The organism is Polaribacter sp. R2A056_3_33, from assembly GCF_019278485.1.
Taxonomy (GTDB): domain Bacteria; phylum Bacteroidota; class Bacteroidia; order Flavobacteriales; family Flavobacteriaceae; genus Polaribacter.
The window spans coordinates 2275868-2294500 of sequence record NZ_CP058984.1; the positions used below are offsets into that span (position 1 = coordinate 2275868).

At 34.4% G+C, this 18633-nt stretch carries 2 protein-coding genes; both read right to left on the reverse strand.

What is annotated here, in order from left to right; all coding sequences use genetic code 11:
* Nucleotides 1-595: 595 nt before the first annotated feature.
* Entirely contained in the window at nt 596-5755 is a 5160-nt protein-coding gene (locus H0I29_RS09500) for a PA14 domain-containing protein (RefSeq protein ID WP_218752094.1), read from the reverse strand.
* A 430-nt stretch (nt 5756-6185) separates the two neighbouring features.
* Nucleotides 6186-18446: an Ig-like domain-containing protein gene (locus H0I29_RS09505; RefSeq protein ID WP_218752095.1), complete on the reverse strand. Its 12261-nt coding sequence runs from the start codon at nt 18444-18446 to the stop codon at nt 6186-6188.
* Nucleotides 18447-18633: the final 187 nt, after the last annotated feature.

Sequence of the window (18633 nt, forward strand, 5' to 3'; positions counted from 1 at the left end):
GTAGTCATTATTAACCAAACACCTATTATTTGACACTATTATTTTAAACAAGTCACATTTATTTTTTTTAAAAAAATAATTACTGTTTTTAGGTGATTATGATGATTCAATTTTCGCGAATTTTAATGCTGAAATAAGTTCAGAATGTTAAGTTTTACTATTTCTTTGAATTTGTAGAACAAAAAACCAGTGAAATATTTTTCACTGGTTTAAATTTAAGATTTGCTCTTTTATGTTAGAAAGACTTATTTTTTTTACCAAGAATATGAAACAAGGCTAATTTACCAGAATAGCCCATTTTTATTTCTAAAGGAACTTCTAGTTTACCAGATATAGTTTGTATTCTAGTAATTACATATTTTCTATCATTATTAGAGAATTTTTAATACATATCTGTTACTCCAATTTTCTGCTAGGTAATTATTTGTATTTTAATTTTTTAATATTTAGGATGCTAAAAACAGCATACAATATAGCTGTGATTCCTAGTATTAAAATTCCATTATCAATCTCTAGACCTGGTGGAGGAGGTGGTGGGTTTACTGGAGGTACTTGAGTTAGTAGCATCATTTTTTTTAGTTTATATAGTTGTATTTTATATCATAATCTTTTTGTTAATAATACCTTTATCTGTATTCATTTTTACAATGTAAATACCCGTTGGTATTTGTTTTTTGATTTCTAATTGATACGTATCTTTTTGTTCTTTAATTTTCCAGGTATTTACTTTTTTACCAAGAATATCAAACAACTCTACCTTATTAATTTCTATTTCATTATTTTTAGAAATTACAATTTTATGGTTTTCATTGTCTGCATAAATATTTGTAAAGGCAGATAAAACATCATCATCTAAACCTAATACGTTACTCTCTGAAAAAGCAAGTACAAAACGATCTGTATAAATTCCTTTATTTAAAGTTAAAGTGATTTTGTTATCTGTAACATTATAAGAAGTTCCGGTAAGTTTATCTGTAATGTAAATATCTCTAGTTACATTTTCAGTTTCATCTACCATTATATTCACTTGTCCAGAATAATCAACAATTACTTCTAAAGGAACTTCTAACTCGTTAGAGATTTCTTGAACACCAGCAATTACATAGTTTTTATCATCATTAGGGAATTTCCAATACATATCTGTTTTACCAGTTTCATATACTTCCGAGTCATATCCTTTGTTAAAAGCAAAAGAATTTGTTTCTTGAAAAGTAACTGTAATTTGATGGTGGATATTTAGTTCATCAGTATTTTTATATTCAAACCCTAATTTTATTAATGGTAATAAATCTGTAGTAGTTGTATTTGTTTTTTTGTTTGCTTTAAAAAATACAGATTCTGGCCCTTCGGTAACATAGGCTCTTTGGCTATTGTTAAAGTTAACGATTCCGCCTGTAGTTTCGTCTCCTTCTATAAAGAAACCTTGCCCTATTGCTATATATGGTAGGGGAGAAGTATAAGAATAAGAAGCATCACCAGTGCCAGAAGTACCATTATCATTATTATCTGGAACATTACTGCTTGCAGCCGCTGTACCACCAAGGTTTATAGTTGCGTATCCTCCTACATATCCTCCAAATACATGTCCGTCAATTCCGTTTCCTTCTCCGTTAGCACTTTCTTTATGTTCCCATAAATAAAGTGTTCCGGTGGTTGTGGCTAAATTATCTTCTATAAATTTTCTGGCATTCATTGCAGAAGGGAAAGGGTTACCAACTAAGTAATCATCTCCTGCGCCTATAGGAAGTGCCGTGTCAAAACCACCATCATTTGGTGTACCTATAAAAGTGTAGTTTTGAGCTCTTCCTGGACCTTTAAAAATATAACCGTCAGCTCTATTAATAACACCATTTTTAAATTGTTGTACCCAATTAGCTCTACCGTTAGAAGCAGGAGCGTAGGTATATATCCAATAATCAGCTAATGAAATACCTGTTGAAGTAAAAGAACCATCAAAACCAGAAACAAACGTAATGTCTTTTGGGGTTGTAGGGTCTGTACCATCTTTTAATACATCTTCTACTGTATAAGTAGTACCAGATGAGTTTACCGGAGAGCTCATATAACCATATCTGTATAAACTTGGTATTTCTGAGTTTAGATCTACTAAAAGGTTTCCATTACCAGATATTTTAGTGCCTGTTGTATGTGTTTGTACTAATTGTGATGTACCTGCTAGACGAATGTTTCCGTCTAAAGTAATATCATTAGTAACTACTAATAATTGATCTGTTACTGTTAGTTTTTTAGTTGCATCTACTTTTAGTTTTCTTGCACTTAATCTATTACCAGTATGTTCAAAATCTTGATCAATTACTACAGAACGAGATCTATCTGGATAACCATTAGTCCAAGTATTACTAGCAGAATTAGATGTGGTAATATCTATGTTATGTAAACCCAATAAAGTGTTTGCTGCTGTATTAGATGTTGTTATTTCTGATATTAAAGGATCTTGAGGATGTCTTTTAACTCCCGTAATTGCAGTGTTACCAACCGTTTGATAAGGTAAAATAGCATCATCTATAAATACTACCCATTCCGCAGCGTCGTAGTCTTTATTATAGGTTAATGTTTCATCTATTCTTACATGCGATGTCTTATCTGCAAATGCTTCTATAACATCATATCTATTTTGGTAAGAAGAATCATCGTTAGCTGATGATAAAGTAATCATATCATTAGCACCAACAAAGTTGGTTATTACATCGTTAGTAATAACCCTTGCTGGGTCTGAGTTATCAAAATTAGTAATTGTATTATTTGTGCTTTTTAATAATATAGATTTACCAGCAGCTAATATATTTGGAAATGTATAAAAAGCATTTGGTGCAGTTGATTGAGTACCTGTTCTATCTACATATAGTTGAATTTGAATAAGGTTAGCAGCAATACTTTTGGTTTTGTTAATGTTTGTTACTTCGATCCATCTTTCATCATCAAATTGATATACTTGTGTTATCATGGCAATTCCATCATCAGAAATATCTCTGTAATCTACATCTCCAAAAGTGAATACATCTTCATCAATATCTGTAAAATTATCCGTTTGTGTGTTGTCAAAAACACCATTTACATCGGTATAACCTAAATCTGTATTACCCGTTTCTGCAAGGTCATTTAAACCATTAATACCAAAAGTACCTGTAGATACTCCGTTACCATCATTTGGTAAACCTGTACCAGATTCTATAACATCAAATATTCCATCACCATCAGCGTCTAAATCTAAATAATCTGGTATAGTATCTGTGTCTGTGTTTGTTGGGTTTAGACCAATAATAGCTCCAGATTCATAAAGATCATCTACACCGTTGTTATTTAGATCTGCTATTCCTGCACCAGAACCACTTGGTGTTACGTAGTCTTTAGTTGTTTGCGCTTCTATATTGTCTGGTATACCATCATTATCTGCGTCTAAATCTAAGTAATCTGCAGCAGTATCTCCATCTGTGTTTGTTGGTGTATTACCTGTACCGGCAGAACTTGGAATTCCATTACTGGCATTAGGGGTACCATCTGCTTTTCCATCTCTATTTACATCTGTACCTCCAGACTCTATAACATCTGGAATACCATCATTATCTGAATCTAAATCTAATGAGTTAGGAAAGCCATCTCCATCTGGATCAACAAAGCTAGCAGGGCATTTTAAAGTAGCAAAAACAATATTATCTACACCAACATCATTACCTGCAGAACCATTAGGTTGGTCGTTAAAAATTACGATATCTAAATTGGTTTTTGTTGCAGTAAAGCTTAAAGAGACTCTTCTCCAAATATCGTCATTAGGTTCTCCTGCAGCTGGTGATGATATAGTTTGTGTTGTTGCTCCTGAAGTATCTTGTACTTCCAATCTAAAAATTGGCTTGTCACTACATCCGTTACATAAACCCGCTAAATCTAGTCTAAACCTATAGTCTGTTCCAATAATTAAATTGGTTAAAGACTGACGATAAAACTCGGTATTACCTTGATTAATCATATTTATAGCTAAATACCTTCCGTTTGTAGAGCCACCAGCAGGTCCCGTAAACTGATCTATATTTGCGTCTATATTTCCGTTAGCATCTGTACGATTGTAGGTTTGAAGACCTGTAGTAAGTGATGAAACTACTGCGTAAGAGCCATCTGGTATAGCACCAGTACTACTGTAAGAATGGTTTTTTACATTATTATTTGTTGTTCTTGTAGAGCTTGTTCCAAAATCTTCACTAGAAATTACAATTACTTCTTCTTTTTCAGAAATGTCACAATTTCCATCTTCGATACTATCTAAAATACCGTCATTGTCGCTATCTGCGTCTATAGAATCTGGTATTCCATCATTGTCTATATCTGTATTTACGGTTATATCTCTATAATCTACATCACCTATAGAAGAGTTAACATCTCCGTCTGTATCTGTAAAGTTATCAGTTTGTGTATCATCATATCCTCCGTTTACATCTGTGTATAAATTATCTGTATTTCCTGTTTCAATGGTATCTACAAGTCCATTTGCACCAACGGTTTCTGTAACTTTACCTGCACTATCGTTGGGTAAATTACTGCCAGATTCTACTACGTCAAATAAACCATCTCCATCAGAGTCTAAGTCTAAAAAATCTGGGTCTAGATCTGCACCAGAAGTAGCATTTTTATCTGTGTTAATAGCAGTTAATCCTAAAGAACCTGATCCGTCTGAATTACCGTTAGGGGTTGCATCATAAGCATTATCTAAACCATCATTGTCTGAATCGATTCCTGAAGGTGCTATATAACCTGTAGTTGTTTGGGCTTCAATATTATCTGGAATACCATCGTTATCTGAATCTAAATCTAGCGAATTAGGAACAGTATCTCCATCTAAGTCATTGTTACAAATAGGAGCTGAAGATAGTTTAGAAAAAGGGATGCTAGCCTTAGGTATTGTGTTGGTTGAGTATTGAACGGTAAGAGATTCTCCACCACCATCTTCGTAAAAGAGTACAGTGATACTATGTAAGCCTGGTAATAAAGAAATGTTACCATTTCTTTCTCTGGAACCATGATCTCCGTCATTATTTACAATTTCGGTATCATCTATAAATAATTTAGAACCATCATCTGAGTTTGTATAGAAAGTGTATGTTTCTGAGGTTTCAATATTTATAAAACCAGTATATCGTACACTAAATGTATTTCCATCTCCAGGAGTAACTATTGCAAATAAGGCATCTACATTAAATTCTGTAACGGTGCCTGTTCCTGCTGCTCCTGTTGTTGGAATGTTGTCTACAGTAGAATTAGATGGAACGCTATCGTAAAATTCATAATTTAAACGACCATCAATAGCGGTTACACAAGAAGTATCAACTTCATTAACATCTAAAATACCATCGTTATCATCATCAATATCTGTAACATCATCTACACCATCATTGTCTGTATCTACCATAGCGATATTAGTAATTCTATATTTTGATGTTTTTTCAGAATTGATACTTTTTGCTAAATAAGGTAAACCTGTTTCGTTTAATCTATTTGATACATTAGGTTGATCAATAAAAGGAACATTGTTCTTTTTATTATTAGAAATAATTTCTGTTAAATTTTGATCACTCCAAATTGAATTATTCGTGTTAGGAGTTGTAAATGCAATGTTAGTAGTATTGTCTTCAAAACTACTATTTAAAAACTGTGAGAAACTATTTATTGATATTAGAAAAAGAACCCATAAGACGTGTGTTTTGTTTAAACGAAACAATTTCTTTTTGGTTAGGAGGTTAATCATGAGGGGATATTTTTTATTACAAAAGTAGTAGATTATTTATGAAGAAAGGTGTTATTTAGTGTGGACTAATAATTTAAAGACTATTTAAGTTATAATAAATACGCATTAAATACCTATTTGGTTTTTATATTTCTTTATTATTTTTAGATGACTATTTTTTTGTGGTTTTTTTTGTTGATTAGTTAATTATTAACCTATTTTTTATAGAATTAATATTAATGTACTTTCATTATTTTTTTTATTTAATTAGGTCAAAATTGTTAGATATAGTGTTTGTATTATCTCTAGTTTATGTACTTTTTTATTTTGATGATATATTTTTACTAATATTTTTGTTGAAACTGTTATAAAAAAAATGAGTAACAGAAATTTAATTCTGTTACTCATTTTAATATTTAATTATTCTTTAATAAAAAAGAGGAGGAGCTTTTTACTCAATAACCACTTTTTTGTTAACAGTACCTTTGTTGGTATTCATTTTTACAATGTAAATACCCGTTGGTATTTGTTTTTTAATTTCTAATTGATACGTATCTTTTTGTTCTTTAATATTCCAAAGACTTACTTTTTTACCTATAATGTCAAACAACTCTACCTTATTAATTTCTACTTCATTATTTTTAGAAATTACAATTTGGTGGTTTTCATTGTCTGCATAAATATTGGTGTATGCATCTAATATTTCATCTTCTAGGTTTAAAGTACTACTTGGAGTAAAAGCAAGTACAAAACGATCTGTATAAATTCCTTTATCTAAAGTTAAAGTGATTTCATCATTTGTAACATCATAAGAGGTTCCAGTAAGTTTATCTGTAATATAAATATCTCTAGTTACATTTTCAGTTTCATCTACCATTATATTCACTTGTCCAGAATAATCAACAATTACTTCTAAAGGAACTTCTAACTCGTTAGAGATTTCTTGAACACCAGCAATCACATAATTTTTATCATCATTAGGGAATTTCCAATACATGTCTGTTTTACCAGTTTCATATGCTTCCGAGTCGTATCCTTTATTAAAAGCAAAAGAATTTGTTGCTTGGAAAGAGATTCCTATTTGATGGTGTAAGAATAAATTATCTTCATTGTTATATTCAAAACCTAATTTAATAAAAGGTAATGCATCAGAAGTAGTTTTAGATTTACTAGCTTGTTCACTTGTTTTAAAGAAAACAGATTCATTACCTTCTGTAACATAAGCTCTTTGGCTGTTATTAAACTCTATTGTTCCACCAACATCTCCTTCAATAAAGAATCCTTGCCCGATTGCAATGTATGGAAGAGGTGTTGTATAATCAGTTTCACTTTCTGTGCCAGAAGTTCCATTGTTATCATTACTAGTATTTGCAGGTACATCTGCCGCAACACCACCACTTAGGTTTAATGTTGCATACCCTCCAATATACCCACCAAATATATGTCCGTCAATACCTTGTCCTTCACCAATAGCACTTTCTTTATGTTCCCAGAAGTAAAGTGTTCCTGTTGTCTGATCTAAGTTGTCTTGTATAAACTTCTTAGCATTCATAGCAGAAGGGAAAGGGTTACCTATTAAGTAATCTTCTCCTGCACCTAAAGTGTTATGGGTATTGAATTCACCATCATTAGGAGTACCAACAAATGTATAATTTTGTCCTAGTAATTTTCCAGGTCCTTTAAAAATAAATCCATCTCCACTATTTATTTCTCCATCTTCATATTGGTGTGCCCAATTAGCTCTACCATTAGATTCTGGTGAATAGGTGTATATCCAGTAAGGTGCAAGTGAAATGGCAAGTGTATTTGTTTCATCAAAAGATCCATCATATCCAGAAACAAATTTGATATCCTTTGGATTACTAGGGTCTGTACCATCTTTTAATACATCTTCTATTGTGTAGATGTTGGTTCCTGAATTTACAGGAGAACTCATATAACCATATCTGTATAAACTTGGTATTGTAGAATTTTGGTCTACTAAAAGATTCCCCATTACACCTGTACTTGTAATTGTACTAGTACCAGTATGCGTTTGTACTAATTGTGCTAACGTACCTGATAAACGAATATCTCCATCTAAAGTAATATCATTAGTAACAACTAATAGTTGATCTGTTACTGTTAATGTATTACCTGATTCAACTTTTAGTTTTCTTGCACTTAATCTATTACCAATATGTTCAAAATCTTGATCAATTACTACAGAACGAGATCTATCTGGAAAACCATTAGTATATACATTACTACTTGTAGTTGAAGTAGTAATGTTAATTCTATGTAAGCCTAACAACGTATTCGCTTCTGTATCTGAATTTAATATTTCAGAAATTAATGGATCTTGAGGATGTCTTTTAGTTCCTGAAACTTCAGTATCACCAATTGGTTGATAAGGAGTTATTGCATCATCAATAAATACTACCCATTCATCTGCGTCATAATCTTTGTTAGTTGTTAACCTTTCATCGATTCTTACAGCAGAAGTTTGGTTTGTTATATTAGAAGCTACATCATATCTATTTGCCCATGAATTTAATCCGCTAGCAGTTGATAAGGTGATAATATCATTAGTAGCATCATCCAAATCTGTTAAATTAGTGTTTGTTTGAATAGTGGTCGTTCCTAGATTTGTAATAGAAGTAGTTGCACTGTTGTTAAATAAAACAGATTTACCAATTTCTAATACAGATGTAACAATAGCATTAACATCTGGTTCTACACCAGTTTGATCTCCTGATTTATCCTTATATAATTGTACTAGAATAGTATTTGCAGGAATATCTGTTGTACCTATGTTGGTAATTTCTATCCATTTTTCTGCACCTACTTGATATACTTGCGTAATCATTGCGTTTGCTTCAAGAACTTTAGGAATTGAAGTCAAATACAAAGTAGCTTGGTCACACGCTTCTGGTGTTGCACCATCACATATACTGTAAGTTACAGGGACTGTTCCAATAAAATTAGCATCAGGAACAAAGGTATAAGTTCCATTTGCGTTTAAAGTTAAAGTACCTACTCCTGTAATTGTTGTTGGTGTATCAATAGTAACCGGAGTTGTAGCTGTTCCTACTAAAGCGGAAGCGGTAGTAACAGTTTGTGTATTTCCTTCAGGATCGAAGTCATTTGTAACAACATTACCGTCCATATCTGTTCCTTGCGGAGCAGAATTAGCATCATCATTAGCAAATGTATTGTTTCCAAAATTATCAATTACATCTATGTTTAGAATAGCAGTATCAGTACCGCCATTGCCATCAGAAATGGTGTATGTAATAGGTTCTACAGTACCAACAAAACTAGTAGAACCAATAATAGGAGAATACGTATAATCACCATTAGGCATTATTGTAATATTACCAGCAGGAACTGAATTACCGCTTTCATTAATTCCAAAAACTGCAATAGCAGAGCCCATAGCTATATCTACAGGATTACCAGATACTATTCTTGTTGCAGAAGTTACAGTAATAATATCACCATCTGTGTCACTGTCATTATTAAGTAAGTTTGAATTTACTGGTGTATTTACTTCTGTAGTATTTACATCATTTTGCGCCGTTGGCGGATTACTATTCGGTTGAACGTTTGGTATTACTTCAATAGATAAAGTAGCTGTGTCTGTAGCTCCATCATCACTAGTTCCTGTGTAAGTAACAGGATCAATAGTTCCTGTAAACCCTGCAGCAGGTACAAAAGTGTACGTTCCGTTTCCGTTAATAGTTAAAGAACCAGCATTAGTAACCGTGTTTCCGTTGTTATCAATACCCGAAACTGTTTTAGCAGTTCCTAAAGTAAATCCAGTAGCGGTAACGCTTGTTATTCCTTGGTCGTTTGTAATTAAAGAACCATCAACAGAAGTGTCCTGCGGTGTTTGATTGATATCATTTTCTGCAGTAACATCAGCAGGAATAGACGTTAAATATAAAGTAGCTTGGTCACTAGCACTTGTTGTTCCGTCATCATTAATTATGTAAGTAACAGGTACTGTTCCCACAAAACTAGATAATGGTTCAAAAGTATAAGATCCATCAGCGTTTAATGTTAAATCTCCAACATTTGGAATCGTTGTTTTTGTTCCAATTGTAATAGGCGTTCCATTTGCAGTTGCATCCGTAACCGTTTGGTTATCATTTTCTGGATCAAAGTCATTTGCAACAATATCACCATTCATTGTAGTTCCTTGCGGAGCAGAATTAGCATCATCATTGGCAAATGTATTGTTTCCAAAATCAGGAATTACATTTAAACTAAGCACCGCAGTATCTGTACCACCATTTCCATCAGAAACAGTGTAGATAATATCGTTTATAGTTCCTGTAAAATTAGTAGAAGGAATATATTCATATGTTCCGTCGCTATTTAATTCCACTGTACCTGCATCTGCAACCGCAACTCCATTTTCATCAATACCCGCAACTGTTGTTGCTGTTCCAATAGTTACATCAGCAGAAGATACCGTTAAAGCATCACCGTCAGGATCACTATCATTAGAAATTACATTAGAATTTATAGTTGTGTTAATTTCTGTAGTATTTACATCATTCTGTGCCGTTGGTGGATTGTTACCAGCAGGCTGAATGTTTGGTATTACTTCAATAGATAAAGTGGCTGTGTCTGTAGCTCCATCATCACCAGTTCCTGTGTAAGTAAAAGGATCAATAGTTCCTGTAAACCCTGCAGCAGGTACAAAAGTGTACGTTCCGTTTACGTTAATAGTTAAAGAACCAGCATTAGCAACCGTGTTTCCGTTGTTATCAACACCCGAAACTGTTTTAGCAGTTCCTAAAGTAAATCCAGTAGCGGTAACGCTTGTTATTCCTTGGTCGTTTGTAATTAAAGAACCATCAATAGAAGTGTCTTGCGGTGTTTGATTGATATCATTTTCTGCAGTAACGTCAGCAGGAATAGAAGTCAAATACAAAGTTGCTTCATCACTAGCAACTGTTGTTCCGTCATCATTAATTATGTAGGTAACAGGAACTGTTCCTACAAAACTAGATAATGGTTCAAAAGTATAAGATCCATCAGCGTTTAATGTTAAATCTCCAACATTTGGAATCGTTGTTTTTGTTCCAATTGTAATAGGCGTTCCATTTGCAGTTGCACCTGTAACTGTTTGGTTATCATTTTCTGGATCAAAGTCATTTGCAACAATATCACCATTCATTGTAGTTCCTTGCGGAGCAGAATTAGCATCATCATTGGCAAATGTATTGTTTCCAAAATCAGGAATTACATTTAAACTAAGCACCGCAGTATCTGTACCACCATTTCCATCAGAAACAGTGTAGATAATATCGTTTATAGTTCCTGTAAAATTAGTAGAAGGAATATATTCATATGTTCCGTCGCTATTTAATTCCACTGTACCTGCATCTGCAACCGCAACTCCATTTTCATCAATACCCGCAACTGTTGTTGCTGTTCCAATAGTTACATCAGCAGAAGATACCGTTAAAGCATCACCGTCAGGATCACTATCATTAGAAATTACATTAGAATTTATAGTTGTGTTAATTTCTGTAGTATTTACATCATTCTGTGCCGTTGGTGGATTGTTACCAGCAGGCTGAATGTTTGGTATTACTTCAATAGATAAAGTGGCTGTGTCTTTAGCTCCATCATCACCAGTTCCTGTGTAAGTAACAGGATCAATAGTTCCTGTAAACCCTGCAGCAGGTACAAAAGTGTACGTTCCGTTTCCGTTAATAGTTAAAGAACCAGCATTTGTAACAGTAACTCCGTTTTTATCAACACCCGAAACTATTTTAGCAGTTCCTAAAGTAAATCCAGTAGCGGTAACGCTTGTTATTCCTTGGTCGTTTGTAATTAAAGAACCATCAACAGAAGTGTCCTGCGGTGTTTGATTGATATCATTTTCTGCAGTAACATCAGCAGGAATAGACGTTAAATATAAAGTAGCTTCATCACATGCTTGTGGAGTTCCATTATCACACTCGCTGTATGTTACAGGAATTGTTCCCACAAAATCAGCATCAGGCACAAATGTATAAGTTCCAATTGCGTTTAAAGTTAAAGTACCTACTCCTGTAATCGTTGTTGGTGTTCCAACAGTAATTGCTGTTGTTGTACCGTTAAAAGTAGCAGAAGCAGTAGTAACTGTTTTTGTATTTCCTTCTGGATCAAAGTCATTTGCAACAACATCACCATTCATTGTAGTTCCTTGCGGAGCAGAATTAGCGTCATCATTGGCAAACGTATTGTTTCCAAAATCAGGAATTACATTTAAACTAAGTATAGCTGTATCTGTACCACCATTACCATCAGAAATGGTGTATGTAACATCTTGTACAGTACCTGTAAAACCAGTTGTAGGCTCAAAAGTATAGGTGCCGTCATCATTAATTGTTAAAGAACCAGCATCACTAATAACTTCTCCGTTTCCATTAATACCTGAAACAGTTTTTTGGGTGCCTAATATAAATAGACCAGGGTTACCTGGTGCATCAGGTATTGTTGCTCCTGTAATTTCTAATGCATCTCCATCTGAATCAGAATCATTAGAAAGTAATGTTGATGTTATATTTGTATCTTGTTCAGTAGTATTTACATCATTCTGTGCCGTTGGCGGATTGTTACCAGCAGGCTGAATGTTTGGCAATACTTCAATAGATAAAGAGGCTGTGTCTGTTGCTCCATCATCACCAGTTCCTGTGTAAGTTACTGGATCAATAGTTCCTGTAAACCCTGCAGCAGGTACAAAAGTGTACGTTCCGTTTCCGTTAATAGTTAAAGAACCAGCATTTGTAACAGTAACTCCGTTTTTATCAACACCAGCAACTGTTTTAGGGGTTCCTAAAGTAAATCCAGTAGCTGTAACGCTTGTTATTCCTTGGTCGTTTGTAATTAAAGAACCATCAACAGGAGTATCTTGCGGTGTTTGATTGATATCATTTTCTGCTGTAACATCAGCAGGAATAGACGTTAAATATAAAGTAGCTTCATCACATGCTTGTGGAGTTCCATTATCACACTCGCTGTATGTTACAGGAATTGTTCCCACAAAATCAGCATCAGGCACAAATGTATAAGTTCCAATTGCGTTTAAAGTTAAAGTACCTACTCCCGTAATCGTTGTTGGTGTTCCAACAGTAATTGCTGTTGTTGTACCGTTAAAAGTAGCAGAAGCAGTAGTAACTGTTTTTGTATTTCCTTCTGGATCAAAGTCATTTGCAACAACATCACCATTCATTGTAGTTCCTTGCGGAGCAGAATTAGCATCATCATTAGCAAACGTATTGTTTCCAAAGTTGTCAACAACATTTAAGTTTAAAACTGCAGTATCTGTACCACCATTTCCATCAGAAACAGTGTAGGTAATATCGTTTATAGTTCCTGTAAAATTAGTAGCAGGAATAAATTCATATGTTCCGTCGCTATTTAATTCCACTGTACCTGCATTTGCAACCGCAACTCCATTTTCATCAATACCCGCAACTGTTGTAGCAGTACCAATTGTTACATCAGTAGAAGATACTGTTAAAGCATCACCATCAGGATCAGAATCATTAGAGAGTATTGTAGAGTTTACCGTTGTATTTATTTCTGTAGTATTTACATCATTTTGCGCCGTTGGCAGATTGTTACCAGCAGGCTGAATATTTGGTAATACTTCAATAGATAGCGTAGCGGTATCTGTTCCAATACCTGCTCCAGTTCCTAAGTAAGTTACAGGGTCAATAGTTCCAGTAAAACCTGTAGTAGGAGTAAAGCTGTATGTTCCGTTTCCATTAAGAGTTAATGAACCAGCGTTTGCAACTACAGTTCCGTTTTCATCTACACCAGCAACTGTTGTAGGTGTTCCTAAAACAAATCCGGTAGCTTTTATACTTGTAATACCTTCATCATTAGTTAATAAATCTCCATCAACAGTGGTGTCTTTCGGGGTTTGATTGATGTCATTCTCTGCTGTAACATCTGTAGGAATAGACGTTAAATATAAAGTAGCTTCATCACACTTTTGAGGTGATCCGGTATCGCATATCTCATATTTTACAGGTATTGTTCCTGTAAAAGTATCTAATGGCACAAATGTATAAGTTCCATTTAAATTTAAAGTTAATGTACCAACATTTGGAATTACAGTAGCCGTACCAATATTTATTGTTGTTCCGTTTACTGAAGCTGAACTTACTGTTTGTGTATCATTTAAATCAGGATCAAAATCATTGGTTAATACATTTCCTGTCATATCTGTTCCTTGCGGAGCAGAATTAGCATCATCATTAGCAAACGTATTGTTTCCAAAATTAGTAATTACATTTAAGTTTAAAATAGCAGTATCTGTACCACCGTTTCCATCAGAAACTGTGTATGTAATATCGTTTATTGTACCTGTAAAATTAGTAGCAGGAATAAATTCATATGTTCCGTCGCTATTTAATTCCACTGTACCTGCATTTGCAACCGCAACTCCATTTTCATCAATACCCGCAACTGTTGTAGCAGTACCAATTGTTACATCAGTAGAAGATACTGTTAAAGCATCACCATCAGGATCAGAATCATTAGAGAGTATTGTAGAGTTTACCGTTGTATTTATTTCTGTTGTATTTACATCATTCTGTGCTGTTGGCGGATTGTTACCAGCAGGCTGAATATTTGGTAATACTTCAATAGATAAAGTAGCTGTGTCTGTTCCAATACCTGCTCCAGTTCCTAAGTAAGTTACAGGGTCAATAGTTCCAGTAAAACCTGTAGTAGGAGTAAAGCTGTATGTTCCGTTTCCATTAAGAGTTAATGAACCAGCGTTTGCAACTACAGTTCCGTTTTCATCTACACCAGCAACTGTTGTAGGTGTTCCTAAAACAAATCCGGTAGCTTTTATACTTGTAATACCTTCATCATTAGTTAATAAATCTCCATCAACAGTGGTGTCTTTCGGGGTTTGATTGATGTCATTCTCTGCTGTAACATCTGTAGGAATAGACGTTAAATATAAAGTAGCTTCATCACACTTTTGAGGTGATCCGGTATCGCATATCTCATATTTTACAGGTATTGTTCCTGTAAAAGTATCTAATGGCACAAATGTATAAGTTCCATTTAAATTTAAAGTTAATGTACCAACATTTGGAATTACAGTAGCCGTACCAATATTTATTGTTGTTCCGTTTACTGAAGCTGAACTTACCGTTTGTGTATCATTTAAATCAGGATCAAAATCATTGGTTAATACATTTCCTGTCATATCTGTTCCTTGCGGAGCAGAATTAGCATCATCATTAGCAAACGTATTGTTTCCAAAATTAGTAATTACATTTAAGTTTAAAATAGCAGTATCTGTACCACCGTTTCCATCAGAAACTGTGTATGTAATATCGTTTATTGTACCTGTAAAATTAGTAGCAGGAATAAACTCATAAGTTCCGTCTGAGTTTAATTGAACAGTACCGGCATTTGTAACTACGGCTCCGTCTTCATCAATACCAGAAACTGTTGTAGCAGTACCAATTGTTACATCATTAGACGTAACTGTTAAAGTATCTCCATCAGGATCAGAATCATTAGAAAGTATTGTAGAGTTTACCGTTGTATTTAATTCTGTCGTAGCTACATCATCTTGTGCTGTTGGTGGATTATTACCGTTAGACAAAATGTTTGGTACTACTTCAATATTTAAAGTAGCTGTATCTGTTATATTATTAGCTCCTTCTCCGGTATACGTAATTGTATCAATAGTACCTGTAAAACCTGCGGTAGGAGTAAAGGTATATGTACCATCTTCTTTTATAATTATAGAACCAGCATTTACAACAGCAACACCATTTTCATCTACACCAGGTACGTTTGTAATTGTAACACCTGTGTTTCCTGTAGGAACAGGAGTTGTAGTACCATTTATAATAACAGAAGTTACGCTTGTAACATTTTCATCATTAGTTAATAATGCACCATCACCAGGAGTGTCTTTTGGTGTTTGATTAATATCATTTTCTGTATTTACAGCAGTATTACATTCTGGACTTTGAATATCTTTGTCTGTTGAAGTACCATTTCCTTGGCCTACAGATGTATCGTTTACAACTGCATTAGGAACTCCTTGTGCATTTACGCCACCTTGGTTAGCGTAATCTATTACACCAGTACTTGTTAATTGATTTGCTGTAATGTTTCCTGTTCCTTCTAATGCATCAAAACAGCCGTCTCCATCTGAATCTAAATCTAAATAATTTGGTATACCATCACCATCTGTGTCTGCAGCTAGGCAGTATTTTAATTCAAATAACTGCATTGTTACATTAGAAGCAGTATTAGTTGAATTATTTTTACCAGCAACGAAAACAATTTCTGTTACTGGACCCGTTAGAGAAACAATAACACTGTTGTCTGGTGCATTAGAGCCGCCATTAGTACTAATAACAGATTGACCTATAATTGTATAATTATTACTTGGTAATGTGTTGTTAGTAATTGTTAAAGGCACATTTGTTCCATTTAAATTTGCTGTAAAGTCTACTCTGTCATCATTATCTAATCCTCCCCATTTAAATTCTAAGTTGTGAACAGGTTTTGTAAATGTTAATTTATAAACAGCTACATCTATGTTTGCTGCATCTGCTGGATAGTAAGAACCTAAAGGAAATTTAGTGTTATTTGGTTGTACGTTGATGTAGTTTCCGTCTACACCGCCTGTTGGACCTGCACTAGCAACTCCACCTGCCCAAGTTACAGAGTTTGTTGTTTCAAAACTAAAGGTACTTTCTACTCCTTCAAATGTGTAAAGGTTAGATGTAGTACCGGAAGAATTCCCTCCATTTGTACCTGTAGTTGTATTTGTAAATGTTGCGCCTAAATCTATATAATCTGTAGATGGACAGTTAAGATTTATTTCTACAGTATCTAAAATACCATCATTATCATCATCTAAGTCTGCTCCGTCTGGTACACCGTCATTATCATTATCATTACAAGTATTTACACTTGCATCTAAGTAATATGCGTTTGGTGTTGTATAAGGTGCGCTTACTCTACCATTTCCATCTACGGATGGTGTTCCCGAACCATAATATCCGTTATCATCTGCATCTGCATCTGGATTTGTAAGACCTGTATAATATGCTTCATCTGCATCACTACAACCATCGTTGTCTGAGTCTGAATCTAAAGTGTTTGGTATGCCGTCATTATCAAAATCACATGGATCACTATCAAGCGGAACAAGTTCACTTTCTAAAACACCAGTAGCACCTAGCCAGAATTCTGCTCTAATATCTATATAATCTAAAGATGATATCACGGCATCAAACTCAGCTTGTGTTACACCAAATTTAGCAGCTGTTAAAGGAACAGAAACTGTAAAGTCAGAACCTACAGGTTGTGTTGGTCCAAAAGGAGCTTCCGTTAAGTTTATAGTGTACTGTGTACCACCACTACCAATACGAATATCGTTTGATACCGCTGTAGTTGTCCAAAAAGTTTCACCAGGGTCCTCTACAAAAATTCTAAAAACTAAATCATTACCATCAATGTATGAATAGTCTTCTCCTTGTGTATTTAGTCTGTAGTAAGTTGGGTTTCCGGCTTGGTCAATATACCTTAAACCTACCTCATTGTTATTAGGTCCTGCATCTGTAACTAAAGGGCTGCCAGCAGCACCACCTTCTACTACTGTCAGGTTACCCGCGTTTGCATTAGATATTATTAAATCTTTACTAAAACTAAAGTTAGGACATTCTACAATATCTAAAATACCATCGTTGTCGTCATCATCGTCGTTTACATCTGCAATACCGTCACCATCTGTATCTTGTAAAATTGTAATTTTTACACTACCATTTGCTCCATTTGCTTGCAAAGCATTGTTATTTATTCCATCTACACCAGCAGTAATAGAACTAGAAATGTAACCAGAAAAACTAGTGTTTACAAAAGAACCACCACCACCGGCAGCACCATTAGTACCAGCACCACCACCACCGGAAGCACCACCACCAGCACCAGCAGAATTAGTTATACCAGCACCACCACCAGAAAGTCCTCTTCCTCCTGCACCACTGGTAGTAATTGAGGTACCACCAGCAGCTAAAGAAAAATCTGTATTCCTACCACTACCACCATTAGCGCCATTAGCAGTACCGTTTTGTCCAGGACCACTGAATCCACCACCAGCAGCACCACGACCACCAGTACCACCATTACCACCAATACCACCAGTACCTGGAAGGGTACCTGTTCCGCTCCCGCCGGCTATAGAGCTTTCTGCTCCTAATCCGGAAATACCAAAAAAACCATTAGTATTAGTACCAGCACTAGCACCACCACCACCACCAGCTATAAGTACTATAGTGTTGTTAATGTAAATACCAGTACTACCACCACCACCACCAGTATTATTACCACCACGGCCTCCTTCTGCAACTAAATATCTAATAATATCTCCATTATTTACATTAAATTGTGCAATTGCAGTAGCTCCTTGACCTCCAAAAGCTAGGGTTCCGTTTCCTCCATTACCTCCGGAGATAGCAATAGAAATTTGTTTTGATCCGCCAGTAACGGTGTATGAACTAGATTGTACAGTAGAAGTATTTACTACTTCTGTTTGAGCAAATGTTTTAGAGTTAGAAAGAAGTATAACACTTGCAAATAGAAGTATTTTTAAAGCAGTTGCTTTTATTGTTGGGGGAACTAAATTGAAACGAGCTATTTCCCCAAGCAGGCTCGATCTTTTTAGATTTTTAATCATGTTAATTTTTTTATAAGTTACAAAAATACAATTTTAATATATATTTAACAATACTTATTAGACACCTGGTAATCAGTAAAGTCACTTTATTGTATAAAAAGTGTTAAATTTTATGGAATTAAGTAATACAAGATTAGGTGCCCCTTTGTCGTTTTTTTTTTAACTTCTTTTAATATATAATGATTTC